The following is a 22,102-nucleotide window of genomic DNA, read 5'->3' as shown; positions in this document are numbered from 1 at the left end:
CCGGGGAGGAAAGCATACTTCGGGGCTAAACCAGCCTTCTCAGAAGCAGCAACAACGATCAGCGACAGATTCTTCCGCTTCCCCGGTTTCCGCCTCGCTGATTTAACGGCAGTATAATCAAACTGATTATGGTCAAAGACGGTTATCTCTACGCGTTAGGTCTGGGTGTGGTCGCAGCGGTGGCCTGGTTCTTTACCCACAGCACGCTGCTGGTGCTGCTCCCGGTTCTGTTTGCGTTGTTCTTCCTCTGGTTCTTCCGCGATCCGCAGCGTACGATCCCTACCGGCCCCGGTCAGATCGTCTCGCCCGGCGACGGCGTCGTGACCGATGCCGAATGGATCGAGACCACGCTCGGCACGCGGCTGCGCCTCAGCATCTTTCTCAACGTCTTCGACGTCCACGTCAATCGCGCACCGATCGCCGGTACGGTCTCCTCGGTGGAGTATCGGCCTGGTGGTTTTATGAATGCGATGCAGCCGGAGTCCGGCCTGACCAACGAACAGACCATGATTGTGATCGAGGGCGGTGGGTACGAGGTCGCTTTTAAGCAGATTGCGGGGCTGCTGGCGCGGCGCATCGTCTGCAATGTCAAGGCGGGCGACAAGGTAGAGCGCGGGCAGCGCGTGGGGCTCATCAAGTTCGGCTCGCGCGTCGATGTGCTGATGCCTGCTGAGGCCGAGCTGCGGGTCAAGACCGGCACCAGGGTCAAGGGCGGCTCGACCGTACTGGCGGTTCTGCCCGTTGGCGAAGCACCTGTGGGGGCCTGATGCAGGTGCCCGAACCCGAATATGCGGTCGCACGGCAACGGCCCAGTAGAGGCATGTACGTGCTGCCGTCGGCCTTTACCGCGGGGAATATCGCGTTTGGCTTTTATGCCATGACCCAGAGTGTGCAGGGGATCAACGGCGGCGATGCCTGCTTCGATCGTGCCGCGATGGCGATTGGATTTGCGGTGCTCTTCGATGGGCTCGACGGCCGCGTGGCCCGGATGACCAACACTACCAGCGACTTCGGCAAGGAGCTGGATTCGCTGGCGGATGTGGTGACCTTTGGGGTTGCTCCGGCGCTGCTGGCGTATGTATGGGGCTTTCGGATGTTGCCGCTTGACCTCTATCCTTACCTGCGTGAGCGGATCGTTCCGCTGGGCCTGGTGATCTGCTTTCTCTTCCTGATCTGCGGCGCGTGCCGTCTGGCGCGGTTCAATATCAGCGTCAACCCGCAACCTCGCAATCCAGGGCGGGCGGATCGCAAGTACTTTGTGGGGATGCCGATTCCGGCTGGCGCCGGGGTGTTGTGTTCGGTCATCCATTACTTCAACGGTAGCCCGATCCATAACCCACTGATCTCCGTGGTCTGGCTGCTGCTCATTATGGGGACAGGCTTCCTGATGGTCAGCAGTTGGCGGTTCTGGAGCGGGAAAGAGATCAGTCTGGGCGACCGGCATCCCTTCCGGACCGTGATTCTGCTGGCTGCGTTGATCGCTGTTCTGGCCTTCTTCTCGGAGATCGCTCTGATCGTGCTGGCACTCGGGTATTTGGTCTCTGGTGTGATCGCTCGGCTGGCTTACTCGTGGGGCAGGGAGCACCGGCGTATCGCTGCGTAGAGGGGCGGGGCAAAGTTGCCTGGGGCAGGGAAGTGGAAGCGTCGTAAACTGGCTGCGCACCGCATCGTTTACCGATCGAAGTGAATCTGACAGGATGCGGGTTTGCGAACCCGATCTGTAAAAGCGCAGGTCAGGCGCAGTATGTGCAAGGGAGCAGGATGGCAGACGGAATGTATCGCATTGGTGTGGTGGGCGCGTCGTCGCTCGTGGGCAAGGAGCTGGGCGATGAGCTGAACGAGTCGCTGCTGGCGGCTTCGGACTTCATCCTGCTCGAAGACGAGGATGATGCCGCTGGGCAGATTACCGCTACCGGCGATGAGGCCGCGTTTATCCAGCGCATCGAACCGGGCTCCTTTGATCGGATGGACTTTGTCTTCTTTGCGGGCTCTGCTGCGGACGCCGCCAAGCACTGGCAGGCCGCGCGGCGTGCGGGGGCGAGCATCGTCGACATGACCTACGCGCTCGAGAACGAGCCGGATGTGCTGGTGCGAGCGCCCTGGGTGCCGCAAGCTGCTGCGTCGGCAAAGCCTGATCTGCGGACTCCGGCCGTGGTTCCTGCTCACCCGGTAGCTGTGATGCTGGCTCTTACGGCCAGTCGGTTGGTGTCGCGGGTTGGGCTGGTGAACTTTGCGGCAACGGTGCTTGAACCGGCGTCGCAGCACGGGCGGGAGGCGATGGACGAGCTGCATCAGCAGACGATTAATCTGCTCTCCTTCCAGAACCTGCCCAAGGAGCAGTACGACGCGCAGGTCTCGTTCAATCTGCTGCCGACGCTGGGCGAGTCGGCGAAGATCGACATCAGGGGGAACGAGCGGCGCATCCATCGGCACTACGCTGCTCTTTCGGGAGGGCGGCTGCCGGAGCTGGTGTTGCAGATGGTGCAGGCTCCGGTCTTCCATGGCTATCTGGCTTCAGTGCTCATTGAGCTGGACAAGCCTGCGACGGTCGCGGAGGTGGAAGCCGCGCTCGCGGGCGATTACGTGGATGTGGTGGCGGATGAATCGGACCCGCCGAGCAATCTCAGCGTCGCGGGGCAAGAGGATATTATGGTCCAAGTGCGGTCGGCGACGGCGAACGCTGAGGGTTCGACGAGGTTCTGGCTGTGGCTGGGCGCGGACAATCTGAAGCTGGCGGCGCTGACGGCGATCTCCTGCGCCAGCGAGCTGCGGAGAATGCGTCCGCAGGGCAGCGTCCAGTAGCGAGACCTTTGGTAGTATCAATAAAGCGCCGGGATGGCGGAACTGGCAGACGCAGCGGACTCAAAATCGTCCAAGACACCATTGGATATCCGCTTAAACCATTCAAAATAAGCCATTTAGCTTCTAGTGAATGTTGCCTCTTCCGTTACACAACTCTTCCACACTTTCATGGTATTTTGGGTGTGTCAGGAGGTGCTCTCGCATGTCCGAACATCACACCATCCTCGGTGGCAAGGTTCACGTCTACAAACGTCCGAATAGCTCAAGCTGGCAATGCGCGACGTATCTAGCCGGAAGGAATCGGCGCACAACAACCAAAGAAGACAGCCTTTCGAAAGCAAAAGAGTTCGCTGAAGACTGGTACTTGCAGTTGCGCGGTAAGCTCCGCGACGGCGAGTTAAAGACAGGCAGAATGTTCCGCGATGCCGCGAAGTTATACCTGCGCGAGTTCGACATCATGACGCAGGGACAGCGAAACGCGACCTATGCGCGTGGTCAGCATGCGCGTACGAATGGCTATCTCGTGCCGTTTTTCGGCGGCATGGTTCTTCCCGAAATCACTGCGGGCAAAATCAATGAATATCGCATCCACCGACTAGAAGAAGCAAAGGCATCCCGTGGCAAACCTCCAGCACATAGCACCATGCACCAAGAGATCGTGACGCTGCGTCAGATTTTCAAAACGGCATTGCGGCATGGATGGATCGACCATATGCCGGACATGTCCGCGCCCTATCGGGCGTCGGCCAAGATTTCTCACCGCGCATGGTTTTCGCCGGAAGAGTATAAGCAGCTCTACGAAGCGACCCGCAAGCGGGCGCAACACCCGAAACAGCCACGCTTCCGCTGGGAAGCAGAACAACTTCATGACTATGTTCTGTTCTCTGCGAATACTGGGCTCAGGCCCGATGAAGCGATGCGCCTTCAGTTTCGTGACGTAAAGGTCATCAAAGACGAAGGCAGCGGCCAAACGATCCTAGAAATCGAAGTTCGAGGCAAGAGAGGTATTGGCTTCTGCAAAAGCACAGAAGGAGCTGTGCGCCCGTTCGAACGGTTGAAGACTCGTCCCCGTCCTGACGGTGGACCGGGACGAGCAGGAAGCCGCAAGGAAAGCGGCGAATGGCAGCAATCTGGACCAACTGACCGCCTGTTCCCCAAGTGGTCTCGAGACTTGTTCAACAAGATTCTTGACGAAGAAAAACTACGTAAAGATCGTGACGACAGACCGCGTACGGCGTACAGCCTTCGCCATACCTATATCTGTTTGCGGCTTCTTGAGGGGGCTGACATCTACCAGATCGCAAAGAACTGTCGGACAAGCGTAGAGATGATTGAGAAATACTATGCGGCTCACCTGAAGACTCAGCTCGATGCCTCTGCGATAAATGTGATGAGACCACGCCCTAAGAAAGAAGTGGCAAAGAAGGATCCCCGGCGAGTCGAGTCACAGCTGTTGGCAAATGCAATGTAGTTGCACTACCCGGATGGAAGCATCCGGGTTTGCTTTTGGCACCGGATCAGGGCCGCTCCGGCCCGCTTTGATCCGGTGCCGCCTCTGCACACGAGCGTGTGCCGCGGTTTCACGGCCATCCAGCTCACGATAGGTGAAGCACTAATAAACGGTCTACTCCTGTTTTCCATTCACCATCGTGGTGTAAAGTGGTGAACGATCATAGGAGTCTAGATGATGAAACGCAAATCGCCTCTAACAAGCGGCATAAAGGTTGACCCTGAAACTGTTCGGGCGTCGATCAGCTTTCCTGCCGAGCTTTACTTAGCCCTCGAAGCTGAGGCAAAGCAAAAGAAAGTTTCGCTTGCATGGATAGTGCGCGATGCTGTCGAAGTTTATCTCAGCGACAGACGGATTCCGAGTCTGCGTGAGGCTCGCAAATGACGCCTTATCACGCGAAGCTCTTTGCTCATGAGCTGACGAAACGGTCCAGTTCGGACAATGTTGACAAACTTGCGTCCGCACTCTCTGACGCACAGGTTGACCTCAATCCCCATCAGATTGAAGCTGCACTTTTCGCCTTTCGCTCCCCACTGTCGAAAGGAGCGATCCTTGCCGATGAAGTCGGTCTTGGAAAAACAACGTCCCTAACGGCTGTCCGTGAAGCCGCCGAGCGTTCGGGATATCAGATTGAAGGTCTAGCGCCGACGTCCAGAGCCGCGCAAAAGCTGGGCGAAGCGGGCATGGAGACGCAGACGTTACAACGCCATCTTGCACGCGGCGAGCAGCCGGACAATGGTCAGAAGACGCTCTACGTCGTCGATGAGTCGAGCATGGCAAGCACCATGCAGATGCACACGTTTGTCGAGCGCCTAAAAGAACATGATCGTGTGTTGTTCGTCGGAGATACGCGGCAGCATGAAGCGGTCGAAGCTGGCCGACCGTATGCTCAGCTTCAGGAGGCAGGAATGCGAACGGCGCAGTTGGATGAGATCATCCGGCAGAAAGACCCTGCCTTGAAAGAGGTTGTCGAGCAGCTTGCGCGGGGCGAAGTGCGCGAGGCCATCGGCAATCTCAATAGCCAGGGCCGCGTGTTGGAGATCGAAGACCGCCACGAGCGTATCGGTGAAATTGCGCGTGAGTATGTGCGTTCGCCTGAAAGCACGTTGGTCGTCTCGCCCGACAATGAATCGCGCCGCGACATCAACAGCGCCATCCATCAGAGGATGCAGGCAGACGGCAGAGTATCGAATGAAGAGCATCGCGTGCATGTGCTGTATGCGCGGCAGGACATCAGCGGAGCTGATCGTCAACATGCGCAGAACTATGACAAGGGTGATGTGATCCGCTACTCGAAAGGATCGAAGCCGCTGGGTATCGAGGCCGGAGAGTATGCGCGTGTCACGGCCACAGATCGAGAGACAAATACGCTGACGGTGAAGCGTCACGGTGGCGAAGAGCTAAGCTACGATCCTCGCCGCTTGCAGGGCGTGACGGTCTACCGCGATCATGACCGCAGCTTCGCGCAGGGTGACCGTGTGCAAATGACCGCGCCGTACCATGCGGAAAAGCTAGCGAATCGAGAGCTGGGAACGGTCGAGCAGATCGACAAAGGCGGCAACCTAAAACTGAGGATGGATTCGGGCCGCGAAGTCGAGTTCAACGCGCGACAGCATCCGCATCTGGACTACGGCTATGCGGTGACGAGCCACAGCAGCCAAGGCCAGACCGCCGACCGCGTGCTGGTTCATGTGGATTCTTCACAAGCACACGGCGAGCTGTTGAATAGCCGCATGGCGTACGTCTCCGTTTCGCGGGCGCAGTATGACGTGAAGATGTATACGAACGATGCGAAAACCCTGGGGCAGGACCTGAGCCGGGATGTGACAAAGGCTACAGCGATTCAGGAAGCTCAAAGTATCGGGAGCCAAGATCTAGGGCAGAGCGTCGCGAACCCGTCTGCAACCGTCGAAATGTCTCAGGGGCTAAGCATAAGTTGATCGCATCTAGTGATGCTGGCGAGTCAATCCGCTTTTGTCTTTGGTGCGGCAGTTTTCTTAGCTGCAGCTTTCTTCGCCACTGGTTTTTTCCGTGGTCTGCCGCCAGTGGTCGGCTTGAAAGCCTCCACCTCTGAGCGGCGCACAAAAGTCTTCCCGCCGATAAGCAGGGTTTGCAGCCGTCCTCGTCTGATGAGGTCGGATATGCCTTGCGGAGAAACGTCCCGAATCCGGGCTGCTTCTGCTTGCGTAATCCAGTCCTGAAAATGATCGGCCTGATCGGATTTATTACTTGTTTTTATCAAGTAGTTTTGCTACGATCCTTGAAGTTTAGAGTTCCGGTTTAACTATAGCCGCGGCGACCCACCCTCGTGCGCTTACGTAAACCCTTGTTTCCAAATAGGTCTCTTCTCGGGAGGTCTTCGATGAAATGGGATTTTCGCCACCATCTGCTCTTGCAGATTGAAATGTTGCGCGGGGACATCTCCCATCAGGAACTTAGCGAGCGGCTCGGCGACATCACCGAGCGCTGTCTGGCTCGGTACCTCGCCGGAAAGAGCCACCTGACGGAGACCGAATTCAGGGACGTGGCGAAAGCCCTCATGATTGATGCGCACGTACTCGCAAAAGCCTGGGCTTCCTCTCTCGGTTTGCGGACTTCGGGAAAGGATGCGGTGAGCTGGATAGTGAGTCGAGCGTATCGCCGGTGGAGAGAGCACTCGCGTGTCGCTGGTCGTGGTGTTCCATCCCATCCTTCTGCAATCGCGGTTCTTCGTGCACGGTATGCCGCCCGGCTTCCAAGGAAAACTCCCCCTCTTTGGTTTGGTGCTCATCACCCTCTCCGCTCGCGACAGGATTCCATTGAAGGTCGCGCACGCTTTGCGCGTGCCTACGAAATGCTGGTCGATTCGGTCCATGGCGGCATGTCCGCGCCAGATATCGGGGCACTGCGAGGGATTAGTGGTGAACGCGCGAGACAGCTCATGACCTGTGCAGCCTATACCTGGGCCATGCGGGAAGGCATCGACCTCTGCGGCAAATCAGTTGCTTTCAAGAATGAGGCAGGGTTCGTGAAGAATCTCTATGCCGGACTACGGTTTTTTGGGCAGGAGAAGTTCAATGAACTCGCGCATCGAGCTCAGGCGAGGAGATCGGCCAGCGGCAGAGAGGATATCCCATGAAGAAACCGGTGGATCGAGCTGTTTTAGAACGCTATGAGATGGAGCACGATCGCTGCCTCGGCGTGGCTGTCCGTGAATTCCGTACGGATAAGGGTCTTACGCATGGCGAAGTTGCGAGTAGGGCCAAGGTGTCCGTTCCATGGCTTAAAAAGTTGGAGACAAACGAACTTCACACAAACTACTCGATTGGAAGGCTGGACCGGATTGCTCGTGCCCTGGGGTTGGAAATGTTCGATCTCTATAAGCGCGCCGGGGATATGGCAGGTCCGCCACCTTGGTTGGAAGCAAAGGGAGCCCAAGATGAAAAATAAGGCAAAGCGCGCTGTACTGGTCATGGACGAAGCTGTTGGAAAGCAGATTCGTCGATTGGCGTTAGAAGAGCCCTATCCGAAATCCCATGAAATATATCTGGTCGTGGAGTTTGAGGATAAGACAGAAATCCTGATTGAAGTGAGATGTGCCCCGTCGTTCGAGATTACCCACCTGGCACGCGATGCGCGCGGGGAGTTGGAGCCCATCAAGAAACCGGTGCGCGGCTCACTGCCGATACTGGCGAAGACGCAGAACAACGCCGATTAGGATGACGTGCCGGTTCTAGCAGCTCACAACGTACGGGTCTGGTGACCTTCGAATCGTAGAGTTCCTCTTCTTCGGAGGATGTTTCCTCCGCGCTTCGACCGCTTGCGCGTTCTCCGCTTCCACCTCTGCGGGCCGTTCCTTCCCGCAACGCCCTCCCTGTAGTTTCTGTGCGCTGACGCGCACTGCATAAGGAAGCCAAGCCTTCCTAGTGGGCTCTGCCCCCCGCGCGGCGACAAGGGCATCCCCAATCTTCCGCGCTTCGCTTGTGCAGACCTTCGCTGCGCTCGCCCTCCGCTTTGCTCCGGGTGGGGAGACCCCTCCCTTGCACCTTGCTACCCCCGCCTTCGCCAGGTGGCGTTCGGCATGTACATGCCGCGTTTCAACGCGGAAGTGCAAAAGCAAATGCCGACAAGGAGCAGACGCCATGAACATCATCGCCAAGAACGAAGCCATCGACACCCACAATCAACCCAAGACCGCCCGTGAAGTTATTGCGGAGAATGTACAGCTTCTCATCGAGCAGCTAGAGGCCGGGCATTCGGAAGCCCTCACCGACTACCTCAATGCGATGAGCCGGTTTCATCACTATTCACTTGGCAACATCCTCGAAATCGCGCGCCAGCGACCGGACGCGACTCGCGTTGCAGGCTTTTGGACATGGAAGAACTTAGGTCGTTCGGTGAAGAAGGGCGAAAAAGGCATCCGCATCCTTGCGCCCATCATCGGCGTTCGCAAGAAAAAGGACGAAGAAGGCAGTAGAGATATCACCAAGCAGAACAGCGCTGTTCTGTGTGGCTTTCGTTCGACGTACGTTTTCGATGTCTCGCAGACGGACGGAGTAGACCTGCCATCCATGCGCGAGATCTCCGGCGATCCCGGCGAGAACTCGGCACGTCTGGCCGCATTTGTTTGCTCTCGCGGCATCACCCTTGTCTATAGCCCCAATATCGCGCCCGCACTTGGCATGAGCTACGGCGGACGTATCGCGATCCTCCCCGGACAATCGAAGGCGGAAGAGTTTTCGACGCTGGTGCATGAGACGGCACACGAACTCTTGCACAAGGCTGAGCGCAGGACAGCCACCACCAAGACCGTGCGCGAGACAGAGGCTGAGGCCGTCGCCTTTGTGGTGGGCAAGGCCATTGGGTTGGTTACGGGTACAGCATCCGCCGATTACATAAGCCTGTATCACGGCAACGCTTCACTGCTGGCGGAATCGCTGGAAGTGATCCAGAAGACAGCGGCAGTCATCCTTGCTGCGCTGGAGCCGACCATAGAAGAGAAGAACGACGCTGCCGCCACCGATGAACTCGCGGAGGTGGCGGCATGAAGACGGTTCTCAACATCCTCAAGAAAGCTGGAGGCTGGCGGCCCAACCTCTACATCAGAATTGAGAATCCGCCGTATTTGCCGTTAGTGATTGAAGGGGTGCCTGAGTCAGGACCATTGGGTTTGCCTGCGCTGTCAGTCGCACACTACGGCGAACAGAGCGGCGATGCTATGCGCGACCCCGAGATGTGTTTCGAGCTTGGCCTCGCGGGAGGCGCACACCTGATCCCGTACTCTTGGCGAAATGACTATGTGGCCGTCGAGCAGGTTTCACGTTCCATCATCCGTGATCATTATGTGGCTCTTCTTGAATTGCAGAGGCAGCAGGAGAAGTTTGCGGAGACGTGGGACAACAACTTGCGCTTGCAGGGCTACGGAGAAGCCTTCACGAGCAATTGCATTCTCGGTTAAGTAAGACCCGTCGGGAGGTTGCGAACCTGCAACCTCACCGCTTTTCTTGCGCTCGGCGCGCGGCAAGGAGACACCCACTGGGTTTCTCGCTGCACCCATTTCCTAATGCTCCGGCCTCCGCTCGCCGGCTGCGCGGTAGGAATCCACGCTCCAAGGTCGCACCCGCTCATCGTACCTGCGGTACAATCTTAATCATGGCCGAGTGGTGAAATTGGCAGCCACAGCAGACTCAAAATCTGCCGAGGGCAACCTCATGTCGGTTCGAGTCCGACCTCGGCCACCATCTTCCCCCCAAAGGCATCACCAGCCCCTCGCCAATGAAGAAGCGCATGGACGTGGTTATCATCCACGGCTGCCGCCTCATCACTGGCGCGGGTCTCCAGGTCTCGGATGTCAAGAAGCGTCCGAAGTAAGACGCCCATGTGCTCAAATTGTCGGGTCTGACGGTACCAAGATGCAACAACGTCGCCTTTTCCGGATCAGGGCATGCATGCTTGGATTTGTAGCTTGGCCTCAGTAGTAGATGCGCGCTGATAATATTGCGGGGAATTACTACGGAGTACTATCGGTTTGCCAATAACAGAGCAACATACCGAAGAATGCCTTTCGATTGCACATATACAAGCAATTGCGGGTGCTGCTGGCTACATCGCCGAATGCCGTCCTCCACTCGATTACGGTGTTGACGGACGCTTCCATTCCGTCCAACGCAGGGGGAACAGGTTTGTAGCCGAAGGGTTCCCTCTCGACTTCCAGCTTAAGGCCTCGATAAATTGGCACCGAGACGCCGACTTCATTGTTTACGACCTAGACGCCACCGCATTCAACGACATCGTTTCGCGCTCCGCCGCCGAAACAACGTTGATCCTTATACTCCTGTGTCTCCCGAATGATCGGAGCACATGGCTTCGTGTAAATCAAGACGTTTCCGAATTGAGGAACTGCTGCTACTGGCACGTCCCCGATGGACCAGAAACTGAAAATACGACATCGCGGAGAATCCGCATTCCCGTTGACCAGATACTGACCCCAAAAACATTAGAAGCGCTAATGGTGGAGGAACGGAATCGGAGGATTGCACAGTTATGATGCCGTTTGACGTAACCCGCAATCCGGTGCTTCCCGCCGACCTGATCCGTGCTTATCTGGAATCGACGGGGTGGCGTCTTCAACAGAATCTGGAGCTACCTGCGCTGGGGGCTGAACCGAAGCTCCTCGCTAAGAGATGGGGAGCAGCGAAAAAATATGACGTCTTTTACTCTGGATTACAAAATCCCGTTGAGCTAATTATTCCGCGAGACCCACAAACCTCCGATTACCAGCAACGAGTTCAAGATGTGTTGAGGACGCTTGAAGCCGTCGAAGATCGATCCCGTCATGATATTGCGACCGAGATACTATTCATAAATTTCGATCTGTTAAAGTCCGCGATTCCGAATTCATATCTAACTTACGACGCGATCCCATTGCAATCCGCTGTTGAGCATGTTGGCAATTTGCAGGAGCTCCTAGCGTCATCAGCAACCACACAAATTAGCCCTAAAGCTTTTTATGGAAGAGTCCGAAAGGCAGCCGTTGAATACAGCGAACGATGCCTATTCGGTCACACTTTCAAAGGAAGTTTTGGATTTACCGTTCAGTCGCCACTTCTGATTGAAACCTCTCAAACCAAACTCTTTGAGCTAGACGTTCCGTTTGAACGCAAGGTTCTCGCTCGTCTAGTAAACGGGTTGGAGAGCATCAGAGAGGCACAAAAAGAGAACAATCTTGATGTAGCTCTGAACCCAGAAAGCGGGCTTAGCGCGAACGGATTTGATGTGCTTGCAAAGCTGATAGAAGAGGCGGGAGGACAAGTTTCCCTTGAGGTTGCTTTCAGTCGTCGGTGGCAACGACAAACTGAGACGGCAAGGGTCGAGTCGTTCGAGTTTTCGTCGCAAACCATCGAAGTTTCGCGGGAAGCTGCTGACAAACTCCGCGCGACATATAAACCGGTTTTGAAGACAGTAGTTGGACGTGTTATCAACTTACGCAATACAACTGACCCATCTAGACTCATGCAGCTGGCGAAGTCCAGAGACGTAGTCATAGATTTCGAAGACGAAGATCTTGGAGATATCAAGGTTAAGGTCACGCTCAACGCGTCGGACTACCTTAGAGCTGTGGAGGCTCATAAAGTTGGGCAGCGCATCGCGGTCGACGGGCTGTTAGAGCGCAGTGGATTGCGCTATATGATTCAGAATCCAACACAACTCCGGACCCTCTGAGCCAAGACGTATGAAGGGCAGAGCCACGAGGGGAGTTGCTGGACCAGATGAGCGGACATATCAATGCTTAGCATGAGAAAGTGCAGCGGATGTTTCGAGAGAGGCCTGAAGCGCTTGCGGGCGGCATGAGTGCAAAGGGGTACAGCGTCATGCCGGACGGCTCGGGCCAGGACTGCTGGCGACTGGGTGGGAATGGCGAAGGTTGACCGTCTCCTTGAGGCCCTTTATAAGAAGGTCCTTGGACTGATTTGGACGAGTCCAATCACAACTCGACCGTTGGAATTATGGATGAGGCTTTTCGCTCAGAGGCACGTAGCGTTCTCTCGGAGCCTTCCAGGACGTAAAGAATTCGAGTGGGTCCTGTGTGCCTATGGTTTCCCTCGCGAGTTGGAGTCGTTCCTGCATTAGTGCTTGTTGTGCTGATGGGAGTTTGCCCGCACGTTCTTCAACCTCTTTGAAGAATTGCTCAATGCTCACCGTTGTTGCCCACGCTTGAATAACCTGCATTAACTGGTCGCGACTCTCTTTCTCCGAGGCGGCAGTTTTTCTCTGATCTTCTTCGTGTCGCCATCGTTCACGCTGTTCGTCCCACTCTCGCTTCTGCACCTCCGCTCTTTTCTCAGCTTCGGCCAATTCATTGCGGACGACTTCGACGGAGTTTTCAATTGATTTCACGATCTTCTTGACGTCCTGCGACAGAGACCGCCGGACTGTTTCTTGGAAGGTTAGTGACCACGCGACGTCATGTTTCGGGGCATAGACGATTAACCTTAGGCGGCCGCATGCAATCGCCTTTGTCGTTGTCCATGTATGCCCCATAAGAGAGCGGGATGATTTGCTAGCCTTAAATTCCGATTCGCGGACATACTGGCCATTCAGATAGCGCATCACGGTTTCCTCAGTCATTTCAATGACTGCCAATCCAAACGGAACGTCTCCAATGTATGCGACGGTGGGAACAGCGGGTTGCCACACGGTGCTGTTCCTGTGTGGATGTTCACCGTGTTTCGACTTGGGAACTTCCTCGCGTTCGTCAATATGGGGTCGGTAAAGACGGGATATTGAAGTCGCAAGACGTACGCGATGGCCGCTGCTTTCCAAGGCGTTGAATAGTTCATTCGCTAGCGCCAAGGCTTTATCGAGTCCAGCCGCCGATGCAGCGACATCAACGAGCTGCCGTTTATATGGTCGCAGCAGTTGACCTTCGTCAACCTTGTAGCCCCTTTCGTAATGTTGCTTGGCGTTATGGATCAAAGTATGAACTCCCTTGGCAGTAGGGCCGATTCGAGGTTTCGATGGCGCGGATGTAACGGTGACGATCCGTGCATCAGCGGAAGCCGGCTCGCCGTCGCTATGTGACCAAAATTGTGGTTCTCCTACCGAGGACTCGGGCAGCACTGGTCGATCTGGAGCTTTTCCGGCTTCAAGCTTGGCCCAATAACCTCTGTCTGGTCGCGGAACATTCAATGCCGAGCACACGCGAGCCATGTAGCTCCCAGAAACTGAAAACTTCGCAGCTACCTTTACCATCGGAATTGACCAAACAAGGCTGTACAGCTCTTCTCTCGAAACCATAGATAACCACATTCTATCAATCACAAGAATGGCATATTATGATTGATAAAGGGGGCCGCTATCAATCATGTCTTGGAACTGGCAACAGTCTGATTGGCCTGATTTTCGGTGGAACGAGAAGACCTTCGCGAAGGCAGAAGCGGCATTCCTGCGGGGCGCTGGAGTGTTGATTGGGTCGGCAAAGCATCTTGATGAGGATGCTCGGCAGCAACTTGTCGTAGATGCAATGAGTGTTGAAGCACTGACAACCTCTGAAATCGAAGGTGAGATGTTGAATCGAGCGAGCGTCCAGTCTTCGATCCAACGACAACTCGGTTTTCTCTCTGACCGGCGAAAAGTTCAACCAGCCGAACAGGGCATTTCAGAGCTGATGGTTGATCTTTATCGAGGCGTGGACGGAGCCCTAACAGAGAATCAGCTTTTCGCTTGGCACCGGATGGTGGTTTCCGGACGCACAGACCTTCGCGATATCGGTCGTTATCGCACGAGTGATGAGCCAATGCAGGTGGTGTCCGGAGCCAGCTATGCGCCGAAAGTACATTTTGAGGCTCCTCCGTCAACTCGCGTGCGCAAGGAAATGAAGCGATTCCTTGATTGGTTCAACGGAACCGCGCCGGGCATGGCCTCTGCCTTGCCCCCACTGACACGAGCAGGTATTGCCCATCTCTACTTCGAATCAGTTCATCCGTTCGAAGATGGCAATGGACGTATTGGGCGTGTGGTTGCGGAAAAGGCACTCGTCCAGGGTTTCGGGCAGCCCATCATTGTTGCCTTGGCGCGTTCGATCCTGGCGCATCATGCGGACTACTATCGGGCGCTTGAGGAAGCTAACAAGACCAACGATGTCACGACTTGGCTTCGGTGGTTTTCTGCCATAGCACTTGAGGCTCAATACCGAACGTTCGCCGAGATTGACTTTGTCATTCACAAGACGAAGTTGCTGGACCAAGTGAGAGGACGTATCAATGCTCGACAAGAGAAGGTTCTGCTGCGGATGTTCCGAGAAGGGCCGGAAGGGTTTGAGGGTGGCATGAGTGCGAAGAAGTACAGCATCATCGCCGAAACAGCTCCAGCCACGACTACTCGCGATCTGGCCGGGCTGGTGGGCGCTGGCGCTCTCATTCGCTCAGGAGAACTGAAGCATACGCGCTATGCGTTGAACATCCCTGTTTCAAACATCCCTGATATTTCTATCGATGAGAACGGCAAGCTCACTTTCTTGATCTAGCGACGGCTGATCATGCGCGTCGAGATAAAGCAATCCCAAGCGCTTTAGTAGCTCTGATTGCGTCTTTGCTTTCCTGTCGCTCTGCGGCGACTTTTCGGTTGCGCCAACAACGCGTCGAGCGATTGAGGAATTCCACTTGGATGACTCTCTGGGGCCAGAGAGTCGAAATCGTCGAGGCGGCCCAATACCATCGCCAAGCTGAGCAATGAATCAAGAGAGATCAACCCTTCTCGTTCGAACCGTTTCAGCGAGCTCCACGAAACGCCAGAAGATATTTTGCCTTCATATCAGAGCACGAAGAAGGGCGCCCTTAGTCTCGAAATGCAGGAAGAACGTAGAAACTGCTTCGTTGCGGTGACGAGAACGAGGAAATGTCTGACGTTGACAAGATCGCAGAATTATTTCGGCTACGAGAAGCAGCCCTCGCGGTTCCTTCGAGAAATGGGGCTCAAGACGTTCTGACCCTGTGCCTCGGCATCGCCGAGACACAGGCCGGAGCGCGGCGTGGCGTTTCATGCGTAGGGCGATTGCTTGGCGTGAAACTAAGGGACAAGACTAGGGCATGGCTGCAGCGTCGATTGAGCTCACTTCGTGTATACGGTTAAGCAGCCAACAGTGAAGGCCTTGTTCAAGGCGGCAAAAACACCCCGGTTTCCAGTTCGGTCTTTCTTCCTGGTAGCTCATTGGTTGCTTAAACGATACGAATGAAATAGTAGGTTACTTATATTGGCTGGAATGCTCTGATTAGAAAAGGGCTGAAACCTTTCCTCCCTCAAAAGACCGCACGGCAGCTCTGACATTCGCATCGAGAAGGTCCAAGAGCCGTAACGTTCCGTCCGACACTTTGGCAATCGACTGAATACGTAAAAAATGAGAGCTATATGTCTCAGAAAAATCGGCTAACGCGCGAAGCTTAGCTTTTGCATCGGCCAGGTGATCGCCATGCGGATCTATGATTGAAGCTGCCAAACTGCCATCGTCCTTTCTCGAAACGATTATGAAGTCAATTTGGAGAGACGCCCATTTGCCAGCTTCATTCTTATATGGAATTCGTAAAGAGTTTGCAGTTGCTCTTTGGGGATTCCTATACCAGGCGACAAAGGATTTACGAGCGATTTCTGTGTTGATGACCTGGACTTCCCAGTCATTTAGTTTGGGATTTATATACTTGACTCCCTTTTCAGAGATTCCCCTTACGTTCTCTCAAAGAAACCGCAAGGGGGGTTGTAGGTTAGCTAACGCTATCTCGGGAAGTTCTCGAAGACGTATATAATAGGAGCAGGTGATGAAGATGCGAAAGAATGATCCTACGGTTTAGTTCCTGCGAGGCGACCGTGGTTCTTGGGCTGAGTGGAGGGTTTTCTATTGAAGGGAACAAATGACCGCAGACAGAGTATGTAGCAAGGGTGATTGCGAATCAGAGGCAGTAGGTTTTGTTGGAAAATTTGGCGAGACTAGAACAGTCGGTCCTCCCGTGAACACTCCACCGGGAATGCCCATTTCAGCCTCATACTGTGCCGAGCATGAAGATTGGGTAAGAGACGTACTCAAATCACTTTAGCGTCTCAGGTCCACGCGAATAACACCCTTCGATAAGCGGGTGACTAATTCCCGAAAATTGTTGGACAAGCCCCACGAGCAGGTATCGAGCCCTGCCCACTGCAAACAAACCCTCCCAAGTGGAGGGTTTTCTATTGGAGAACGAGTGAGTGCGTGCGTTGGAGTGATAACAATTGATCTTGCGATGAAAGATTTATTCGGTCTTCTTGAAGGTGATGCCGTTCGATCCATCAAAAGTCTCACAGAGCATGTCCGAGAGCGATTCTTCAAATTTCTCTGTAACGGCTTTGTTCATTGCGGCCTGTATGTCGCCCCACCTTCCACAATCGGCACTACATGCGGAACAAATAACATGCATATCCGCCGAATCTGGAATAGTGAGTTCGTTGCTGCCGCATTGTTGGCAGCTGAGGTGATGTGGATCTGCTCGGCAATCGTTTCAGAATCGGGGTTGATGTTGTCAGTCATAGGGCTACAGCCTAACAGGACCCTTTTTTAGGGAACTACATACTCGACCCCTTTGGGGTTCTAACCTAGTAGCCAATGGCAAAGGTTCACTATTGTTCCCAGGTCGCGGTTCGAAACTCCGAGCTTTTTGCTCACTGCTGTGAAGTGCAGGTGCTCGCCAGTGGCAAATTCGCGGGAGGTTTCATTGTAAATATTTACCCCGCGAAGCCGTCGGGGGGCGTAGGTCGCACTCGATCCATTATCCAAGGACACAGTAACCTGTCCTGGGATCGCTGCTACTGCCTCCCAGCGGACGGCATTCGGATGAGAGATGTTCAACTCAGCCGGTTGCTCGATCACGACCAGCCTTTCGTTCATGGGAATGTGGTCAAGAAGAGCCTTCATTAGGGTGGACTTTTCAGACCCGTTCTTCCGCTTCAAAATGAGGTTTACGACATCATCCCGGATGAGGGACGGCAAGTCGACTTACACATAGCGTCACTAGATGCAACTCGACTTGCGTTTAGTTCACACCACCAAAAATCCTCAATCCAAGGCGCCTGTGGGCTTCGGTGTCGGTAATGGATGTTCGCGGATCGTGGGGTCAGCATCTGAAGGACGCGCACGAGAAGTTTGAAGAGTGCGAGTGCGCCAATCTTTTACAGAGGGAAATAAAATAACCATTTTCCATGTAATTTAGTACAATAATTCTTGTTATGGGAAGGATGATTCCAGCCATACTCCCTCGAATGGCGCGCCTGCTTGAAGGCTTCGGCGCGAACCTCAAGCTTGCCCGGCTGCGGCGGAAGTATTCGTCCGAAACCGTCGCTCAGCGCGCCGGCATCACGAGACGAACGCTCTCGAAGGTGGAACAAGGCGATCCAGGTGTCGCGTTGGGTGTCTACGCTCGGGTGATGCAGGTCCTGCGACTGGAAAATGACTTCGCGCAGTTGGCTGTCGATGATGTTCTGGGCCGCAAGTTGCAGGACGCGGGGCTTACTCCGAAACGCCGCGCACCAAAACGGACATCCACTAAATTAGCCGAGGAGAAACCTGCCGAGAACGAACCGAGGAATGCATGACTCGTTTCGATACCGTTCAAGTCTATGTCGATCTCGAACGTTTTGGGCAGCCGGCCCTGATGGGAGAGCTTCACTGCCAGCAAAGCCGGTCAGGGGAAATCTTCTCTTTCAACTATGACGAGGCGTGGCTGACCGGTCCAGAGACCTTTGCGTTTGATCCGGATCTTGCCCTTGTGGCAGGCCATCAATACCCAGCGTCCGACAGGGCGAACTTCGGCATTTTTCTGGATTCGTCTCCCGATCGATGGGGACGCGTGCTAATGCAGCGCCGTGAAAATTCACGCGCACGGCAAGAACAGCGAAGGGCACGCACCTTAACAGAATGGGATTTTCTGTTGGGCGTGCATGATGAGACCCGGCTAGGAGCGTTACGCTTCCGTGTGCCACCTGATGGCGCGTTCATCGATAGCGATGAGCATCTGGCCGCTCCTCCGATCACTTCGCTCCGGGAACTGCAAGCTGCCAGCCTCCAATTTGAACAGCACATCAACGAGGAAGAACATCCTGAGTATGAGAGATGGCTCACTCAGCTCTTTGCTCCTGGAACTTCGCTGGGTGGTGCGCGACCGAAAGCCTCGGTGCGAGATGAGAAGGGCACGCTATGTATCGCTAAATTTCCAAGCCGGCAGGACACACGTGACATCGGAGGCTGGGAGTTGGTGGCGCACCAACTTGCTCTGAAAGCGGGCATTATTGTTCCTGAAGCACGGCCGCTTCGACTTCAGGAAAGCCCCTACACAACTTTTCTAGTAAAGAGATTTGATCGCACTGCGCACGGGGGACGACTCGCCTTTGTCTCTGCCATGACGCTCACACAGCATAAAGACGGCGAGCCTGGTGCAAGCTATCTGGAGCTTATTGATCTCCTGCAGTCAAGAGGCGCCGACACAGCACCCGATTGTGAACAACTCTTTCGCCGAGTTCTCTTCAATATCCTGATTCACAATACAGACGATCATCTGCGCAATCATGGCTTTTTCATCGGTGAGCAGGGTATCCGGCTTTCCCCTGCCTACGACATGAACCCGTCGGTCGACCGCACGGAATTGACTTTGGCGATCAATGAAGTCGAAACAGCTTGTGATGTCGAGATTGCGATGGCCGCCTATAAAGATTACGGCCTGACGACTCAACAGGCTGACAACGTGTTGCAGCGAGTTCAAAAGGCAGTCCGTAGCTGGCGTAGTGCAGCAAACAAATTGCACATTCCAAAAGCGGAGCAAGATCTGATGGCACCAGCCTTTGAACCTTAAGCCGAAGACAAGTAATTGATCCAGACTTCTGGTGCGTAAATACTAGGCTACTTTTCGGCACCCTCTTGAGCACCCAAAAGTGAAGGAAATCAGTAAATCTTAGGCAAAACCTTTGACCTACAACGGCAGCGGTCCCCACATCTACTGCCGCATGCAGCACATTAGGAAACGCAAGCCGACTTCATAGGTGTCGGTAGAATGATTGCACCCGATGGCTTCAGCCCTTATCGGGACGCAAGATTCGGGCAGCTCTTCGAACTGCTTCTTCACTCACCTTGCCAGTTTCTTCGCGCATCCTTCCGAGAGTGGCATCTGACCGGAACTGTGGAATTGGCTTGCTTAAGTTCTGATTCAAGGTGTCGCTTCGTTTCTGTTGGATCTCGCCCGTTTTAGGCGGAGTCTTGTCACGGTGGCGCCCATCCAATCCTGGCTCTTTCATCTGATTTCCTCCTGTTACTTTTTGCTTTGACGGTACCTGAGCGCGATCAACAAGGCGTGAGAAGCTTTCGATCTGTGTCGCTACCAACCGCGCGCCACTCAGCAGTGGTTCCTAGTCGAAAAGCCCACGCTCAATATGCTGTCTATTCTCCTCTTTCGCAAGCCAGTGGAGTGCGACTGCAAACGCGATCGCAATAACCAACACTCCCACCCACATCCTTGTGTTTCCGCCGGCCAACTTTAGCCCGTGCGTGATGTTCGCTGCATTCATGGTGCCTCCAATCGCAGATGAGTGTGAGTTCACTAGACCGCGCGCCAGTGATCAGGTCGCTTCTTGTCGTTCAGGTGCCTGACACGAGCAACATGAGGAGAATGGCCGTTTGCTTTCGCCCAATCGATGGCGGCTTTCTGAGTGGTAAAAGTGCCAAGTACGTGATCGCCTTGGGTCTCGACCACATAGTCATCAATGTGCGAGCCTTCAGAGCGGCCCTTGGGCCGAGCTTCAACGTAGACGGTAGCCATAATCTCTTCTCCCTTAGTCTTTGCAGCGGTTATTTTTTTGCCCACGGTAGCTTGGAGGGAGGACTGGCTTCATGGCAGAATCTTCCCGTGTACTTCCACAGTAGGCGCGGCAGGTGATATGTTTCAAGTATGCAACATGTATCTCGTAAGCCTAATTTCAAATCTAGACCCAAGCCTGATAGGCTGTCAATAGCTGCAACTCGTTTCTTTGGAGAAACGGTGTGAATATTCTCAAACTCAGCAAGCTGCTGATCGAGAAGCGCGGTGAGCGCGGTGTACGCGAATTTGCACGCGAGATTGGTATCAGCGCCGCAACACTCTCAAGAATTGAACGTGGCAAACTCCCCGATATTGAGACGTTTGGCAAGCTGTGTTCCGTGCTAAAACTGAATCCCGCCGATATCCTCGAAATCGACGATATCGAGGCCCAACCAGCCGCTAGTTCGCCAACGGCGGTCGCAGCAGTTCATTTCAAGGCAGACGCCCATTACAGCCTTCAGGCTGCACAGGATCTTGCCGCCCTGATTCTGGCAGCGCAGGCGTTCGCAGGCTCGAAAAGCTAAATGTTCAAGAGAGGATTCAAAACGTGGTGCGAGCAAACTGCCGAAGCGACACGTCGGCAGCGCGGCATGCAGCCCTGGGAACCTGTGAGAGCTCGCGCATTGGCTGAAGATCTGAAGGCAACTATTGTTACCCCGCGGGATTTGCCAGCGTTGCCATTTGATGTGTGCCAGCGGTTGCTGTCTGAGCATGAAGACATTTGGTCGGCAATTACGATCTCCACCAGACCTCCGTTGATCGTTTACAACCCTGCGCATTCAGAAGGTCGACAGAACAGCGACTTGATGCACGAGGTCGCTCATCTCTTAATGGAGCATGTCCCGGGAACCGTTTATATCGATCCCAAAAGCAGACTTGTCCTGAGACATTTTGATGCGGATCAAGAGGAGCAAGCCAATTGGCTATCAGGCTGCTTGCTTTTGCCGCGAGCGACCCTTCTGCGTATTCGGCAACTAGGTTGGTCTAATGAAATGGTGTGTGAACAATACTCGGTAAGTTCTAAGATGCTGAACTACCGGATGCACACTAGTGGCGTGAATATCCAATATGCACGACGACACGCCTAGGCTCGTCCGTTTGCAATTTATTCTGTCTTGAGTTTTGGAAGATTGGTGATATCTAGCCATCGCTGACCCTCCGATCGGTAGCTGAGCGACCGATTACTCGGTGACCAATTATCGCGCCAGTGCCGCGACAATTCCTTCATCCTAAACAACGGTTTGACGTTAAACAGCCCGCCCGAGCGCGCTTCCCAAATGGTGGTATAGAGTCGGGACCCAAACAGTTCTACCGTTTGGTTGGGGTTGGCCTCAGTAATTTTCAGATAACTGAGGACCCGGCTTCGCCTCTTTTTGTCGAGGAGGTTATGGAGGAGTAACGAGCAAACAGGCTACAACTGGACGATCCACTTATGACTGATTCGCGACGATGACGCTCCGGCAACGCGTTAGAGTCGTCTTTTCGGGCAATGGGTGGATCGCAACCTGTGCATCCGGTACGGTTACTATCCGCGAGCTTGTTGAACAACTACGGTGACGAACTTATCATGATCGTCGAAATGCTCGATTTGATCGTTCATCGTGAAGTACAGCGGCCCCTCCGTCTTGTCATCAACTGCAATCACGGTGTAGGTCCCAATCACAAAGGAGGATAAAGGCTTATCTGCCGTACTTCCTCCGATTTTCCCAATCAGTGCGCCCAATGGGGCAGATGGGTTTAGCGCGTTGGCTGGAAAGCCACCTTGTCGTGAACCGTCCGGTCCACACTCCTTGCTAGGCGAGTAGTCCCATATACCCTTTGCCTCGACTTTCAACTTAAGCGGTCCTTTGACGTAGTCACAAACCAAAGTCCAGATGGCAGCAGGTTTGGCTGGAATTTCGGCAGTTTTGAGCTGTATGAGTGTCCATATCGGTTCCGTCATAAT

General features: G+C 54.5%; 23 protein-coding genes, 1 tRNA gene and 1 pseudogene. 18 read left to right on the top strand and 7 right to left on the bottom strand.

The window, feature by feature from the left end; all coding sequences use genetic code 11:
• Window positions 1-128 precede the first annotated feature (128 nt).
• The 6 genes from FTO74_RS10955 to FTO74_RS10930 all read left to right on the top strand — a co-directional run bounded on the left by FTO74_RS10955 (window position 129) and on the right by FTO74_RS10930 (window position 6,252).
• Window positions 129-767, top strand: a complete 639-nt coding sequence (locus FTO74_RS10955) for a phosphatidylserine decarboxylase family protein (RefSeq protein ID WP_162538185.1) — start codon at window positions 129-131, stop codon at window positions 765-767.
• Window positions 767-1,603: a CDP-diacylglycerol--serine O-phosphatidyltransferase gene (pssA, locus tag FTO74_RS10950; RefSeq protein WP_255462196.1), complete on the top strand. Its 837-nt coding sequence runs from the start codon at window positions 767-769 to the stop codon at window positions 1,601-1,603. Before FTO74_RS10955 ends, pssA begins: the two co-directional genes overlap by 1 nt.
• Window positions 1,604-1,761: 158 nt before the next feature.
• Window positions 1,762-2,802, top strand: coding sequence for an Asd/ArgC dimerization domain-containing protein (locus tag FTO74_RS10945; RefSeq protein ID WP_162538184.1), 1,041 nt, complete (start codon window positions 1,762-1,764; stop codon window positions 2,800-2,802).
• A 202-nt stretch (window positions 2,803-3,004) separates the two neighbouring features.
• On the top strand, window positions 3,005-4,273 hold the full coding sequence (locus tag FTO74_RS10940; RefSeq protein ID WP_162538183.1) for a site-specific integrase: 1,269 nt from the start codon (window positions 3,005-3,007) through the stop codon (window positions 4,271-4,273).
• A 213-nt stretch (window positions 4,274-4,486) separates the two neighbouring features.
• On the top strand, window positions 4,487-4,696 hold the full coding sequence (locus FTO74_RS10935) for a hypothetical protein (RefSeq protein WP_220399002.1): 210 nt from the start codon (window positions 4,487-4,489) through the stop codon (window positions 4,694-4,696).
• Complete coding sequence (locus FTO74_RS10930) at window positions 4,693-6,252, top strand: AAA family ATPase (protein ID WP_255462195.1); 1,560 nt, start codon at window positions 4,693-4,695, stop codon at window positions 6,250-6,252. Before FTO74_RS10935 ends, FTO74_RS10930 begins: the two co-directional genes overlap by 4 nt.
• Before the next feature lie 23 nt (window positions 6,253-6,275).
• On the opposite strand, the gene FTO74_RS10925 is transcribed toward FTO74_RS10930, so the two are convergent.
• The gene (locus FTO74_RS10925; protein WP_162538182.1) at window positions 6,276-6,554 is read right to left on the bottom strand and encodes a helix-turn-helix domain-containing protein; all 279 of its coding nucleotides are present in this window, start codon (window positions 6,552-6,554) and stop codon (window positions 6,276-6,278) included.
• Window positions 6,555-6,674: 120 nt separating this feature from the next.
• Between FTO74_RS10925 and FTO74_RS10920 the strand changes: the two genes are divergently transcribed.
• The 7 genes from FTO74_RS10920 (at window position 6,675) to FTO74_RS10885 (ending at window position 12,013) form a co-directional block, all read left to right on the top strand.
• Window positions 6,675-7,430 (top strand): hypothetical protein, encoded by a 756-nt coding sequence (locus FTO74_RS10920; protein WP_162538181.1) that lies wholly within the window; start codon window positions 6,675-6,677, stop codon window positions 7,428-7,430.
• Window positions 7,427-7,741, top strand: coding sequence for a helix-turn-helix transcriptional regulator (locus tag FTO74_RS10915; RefSeq protein WP_162538180.1), 315 nt, complete (start codon window positions 7,427-7,429; stop codon window positions 7,739-7,741). Before FTO74_RS10920 ends, FTO74_RS10915 begins: the two co-directional genes overlap by 4 nt.
• Window positions 7,731-8,009, top strand: coding sequence for a hypothetical protein (locus FTO74_RS10910; RefSeq protein ID WP_162538179.1), 279 nt, complete (start codon window positions 7,731-7,733; stop codon window positions 8,007-8,009). Before FTO74_RS10915 ends, FTO74_RS10910 begins: the two co-directional genes overlap by 11 nt.
• Before the next feature lie 424 nt (window positions 8,010-8,433).
• A complete protein-coding gene (locus FTO74_RS10905; RefSeq protein ID WP_162538178.1) occupies window positions 8,434-9,339 on the top strand; it encodes an ArdC-like ssDNA-binding domain-containing protein in 906 nt (301 codons plus the stop codon).
• Window positions 9,336-9,749, top strand: coding sequence for a hypothetical protein (locus FTO74_RS10900; RefSeq protein WP_162538177.1), 414 nt, complete (start codon window positions 9,336-9,338; stop codon window positions 9,747-9,749). The genes FTO74_RS10905 and FTO74_RS10900 overlap by 4 nt, the downstream gene beginning before the upstream one ends.
• A gap of 196 nt (window positions 9,750-9,945) precedes the next feature.
• A tRNA-Leu gene (locus tag FTO74_RS10895) sits at window positions 9,946-10,032 on the top strand.
• 802 nt (window positions 10,033-10,834) lie between these two features.
• Window positions 10,835-12,013 carry a hypothetical protein gene (locus tag FTO74_RS10885; protein WP_162538175.1) on the top strand — a complete coding sequence of 393 codons (1,179 nt, stop codon included), beginning with the start codon at window positions 10,835-10,837 and terminating at the stop codon, window positions 12,011-12,013.
• 282 nt (window positions 12,014-12,295) lie between these two features.
• Here FTO74_RS10885 and FTO74_RS10880 read toward each other — a convergent pair whose 3' ends face one another.
• Window positions 12,296-13,612 carry a hypothetical protein gene (locus FTO74_RS10880; protein WP_162538174.1) on the bottom strand — a complete coding sequence of 439 codons (1,317 nt, stop codon included), beginning with the start codon at window positions 13,610-13,612 and terminating at the stop codon, window positions 12,296-12,298.
• A gap of 43 nt (window positions 13,613-13,655) precedes the next feature.
• Here FTO74_RS10880 and FTO74_RS10875 point away from each other — a divergent pair, with 43 nt between their 5' ends.
• Window positions 13,656-14,816, top strand: coding sequence for a Fic family protein (locus FTO74_RS10875; protein WP_162538173.1), 1,161 nt, complete (start codon window positions 13,656-13,658; stop codon window positions 14,814-14,816).
• 744 nt (window positions 14,817-15,560) lie between these two features.
• Here FTO74_RS10875 and FTO74_RS10870 read toward each other — a convergent pair.
• From FTO74_RS10870 to FTO74_RS10860, 3 genes and pseudogenes are all read right to left on the bottom strand, one after another.
• Window positions 15,561-15,785: a hypothetical protein gene (locus tag FTO74_RS10870; protein ID WP_162538172.1), complete on the bottom strand. Its 225-nt coding sequence runs from the start codon at window positions 15,783-15,785 to the stop codon at window positions 15,561-15,563.
• A gap of 882 nt (window positions 15,786-16,667) precedes the next feature.
• Window positions 16,668-16,844 (bottom strand): hypothetical protein, encoded by a 177-nt coding sequence (locus tag FTO74_RS10865; protein ID WP_162538171.1) that lies wholly within the window; start codon window positions 16,842-16,844, stop codon window positions 16,668-16,670.
• Window positions 16,845-17,090: 246 nt separating this feature from the next.
• Window positions 17,091-17,303, bottom strand: a pseudogene (locus tag FTO74_RS10860) (ATPase, T2SS/T4P/T4SS family); the annotation flags it as partial.
• Window positions 17,304-17,572: 269 nt separating this feature from the next.
• On the opposite strand from FTO74_RS10860, the gene FTO74_RS10855 reads away from it, so the two are divergent.
• Together FTO74_RS10855 and FTO74_RS10850 are read left to right on the top strand one after the other, a co-directional pair.
• Window positions 17,573-17,905, top strand: a complete 333-nt coding sequence (locus FTO74_RS10855) for a helix-turn-helix transcriptional regulator (protein ID WP_220399001.1) — start codon at window positions 17,573-17,575, stop codon at window positions 17,903-17,905.
• Window positions 17,902-19,158 (top strand): HipA domain-containing protein, encoded by a 1,257-nt coding sequence (locus tag FTO74_RS10850; RefSeq protein ID WP_162538170.1) that lies wholly within the window; start codon window positions 17,902-17,904, stop codon window positions 19,156-19,158. The genes FTO74_RS10855 and FTO74_RS10850 overlap by 4 nt, the downstream gene beginning before the upstream one ends.
• A gap of 741 nt (window positions 19,159-19,899) precedes the next feature.
• Here FTO74_RS10850 and FTO74_RS10845 read toward each other — a convergent pair.
• The gene (locus FTO74_RS10845) at window positions 19,900-20,118 is read right to left on the bottom strand and encodes a hypothetical protein (RefSeq protein ID WP_162538169.1); all 219 of its coding nucleotides are present in this window, start codon (window positions 20,116-20,118) and stop codon (window positions 19,900-19,902) included.
• A 221-nt stretch (window positions 20,119-20,339) separates the two neighbouring features.
• Here FTO74_RS10845 and FTO74_RS10840 point away from each other — a divergent pair, with 221 nt between their 5' ends.
• Together FTO74_RS10840 and FTO74_RS10835 are read left to right on the top strand one after the other, a co-directional pair.
• The gene (locus tag FTO74_RS10840) at window positions 20,340-20,681 is read left to right on the top strand and encodes a helix-turn-helix transcriptional regulator (RefSeq protein WP_162538168.1); all 342 of its coding nucleotides are present in this window, start codon (window positions 20,340-20,342) and stop codon (window positions 20,679-20,681) included.
• Entirely contained in the window at window positions 20,682-21,245 is a 564-nt protein-coding gene (locus FTO74_RS10835) for an ImmA/IrrE family metallo-endopeptidase (RefSeq protein WP_162538167.1), read from the top strand.
• Window positions 21,246-21,682: 437 nt separating this feature from the next.
• On the opposite strand, the gene FTO74_RS10830 is transcribed toward FTO74_RS10835, so the two are convergent.
• Window positions 21,683-22,099: a hypothetical protein gene (locus tag FTO74_RS10830; RefSeq protein ID WP_162538166.1), complete on the bottom strand. Its 417-nt coding sequence runs from the start codon at window positions 22,097-22,099 to the stop codon at window positions 21,683-21,685.
• Between the last annotated feature and the right edge of the window lie 3 nt (window positions 22,100-22,102).

The sequence above is a fragment of the Granulicella sp. WH15 genome (genome assembly GCF_009914315.1).
Lineage (GTDB): Bacteria > Acidobacteriota > Terriglobia > Terriglobales > Acidobacteriaceae > Edaphobacter.
Note: the sequence above shows the minus strand (reverse complement) of the source record. Positions and strands in the feature narration are given on the sequence as shown.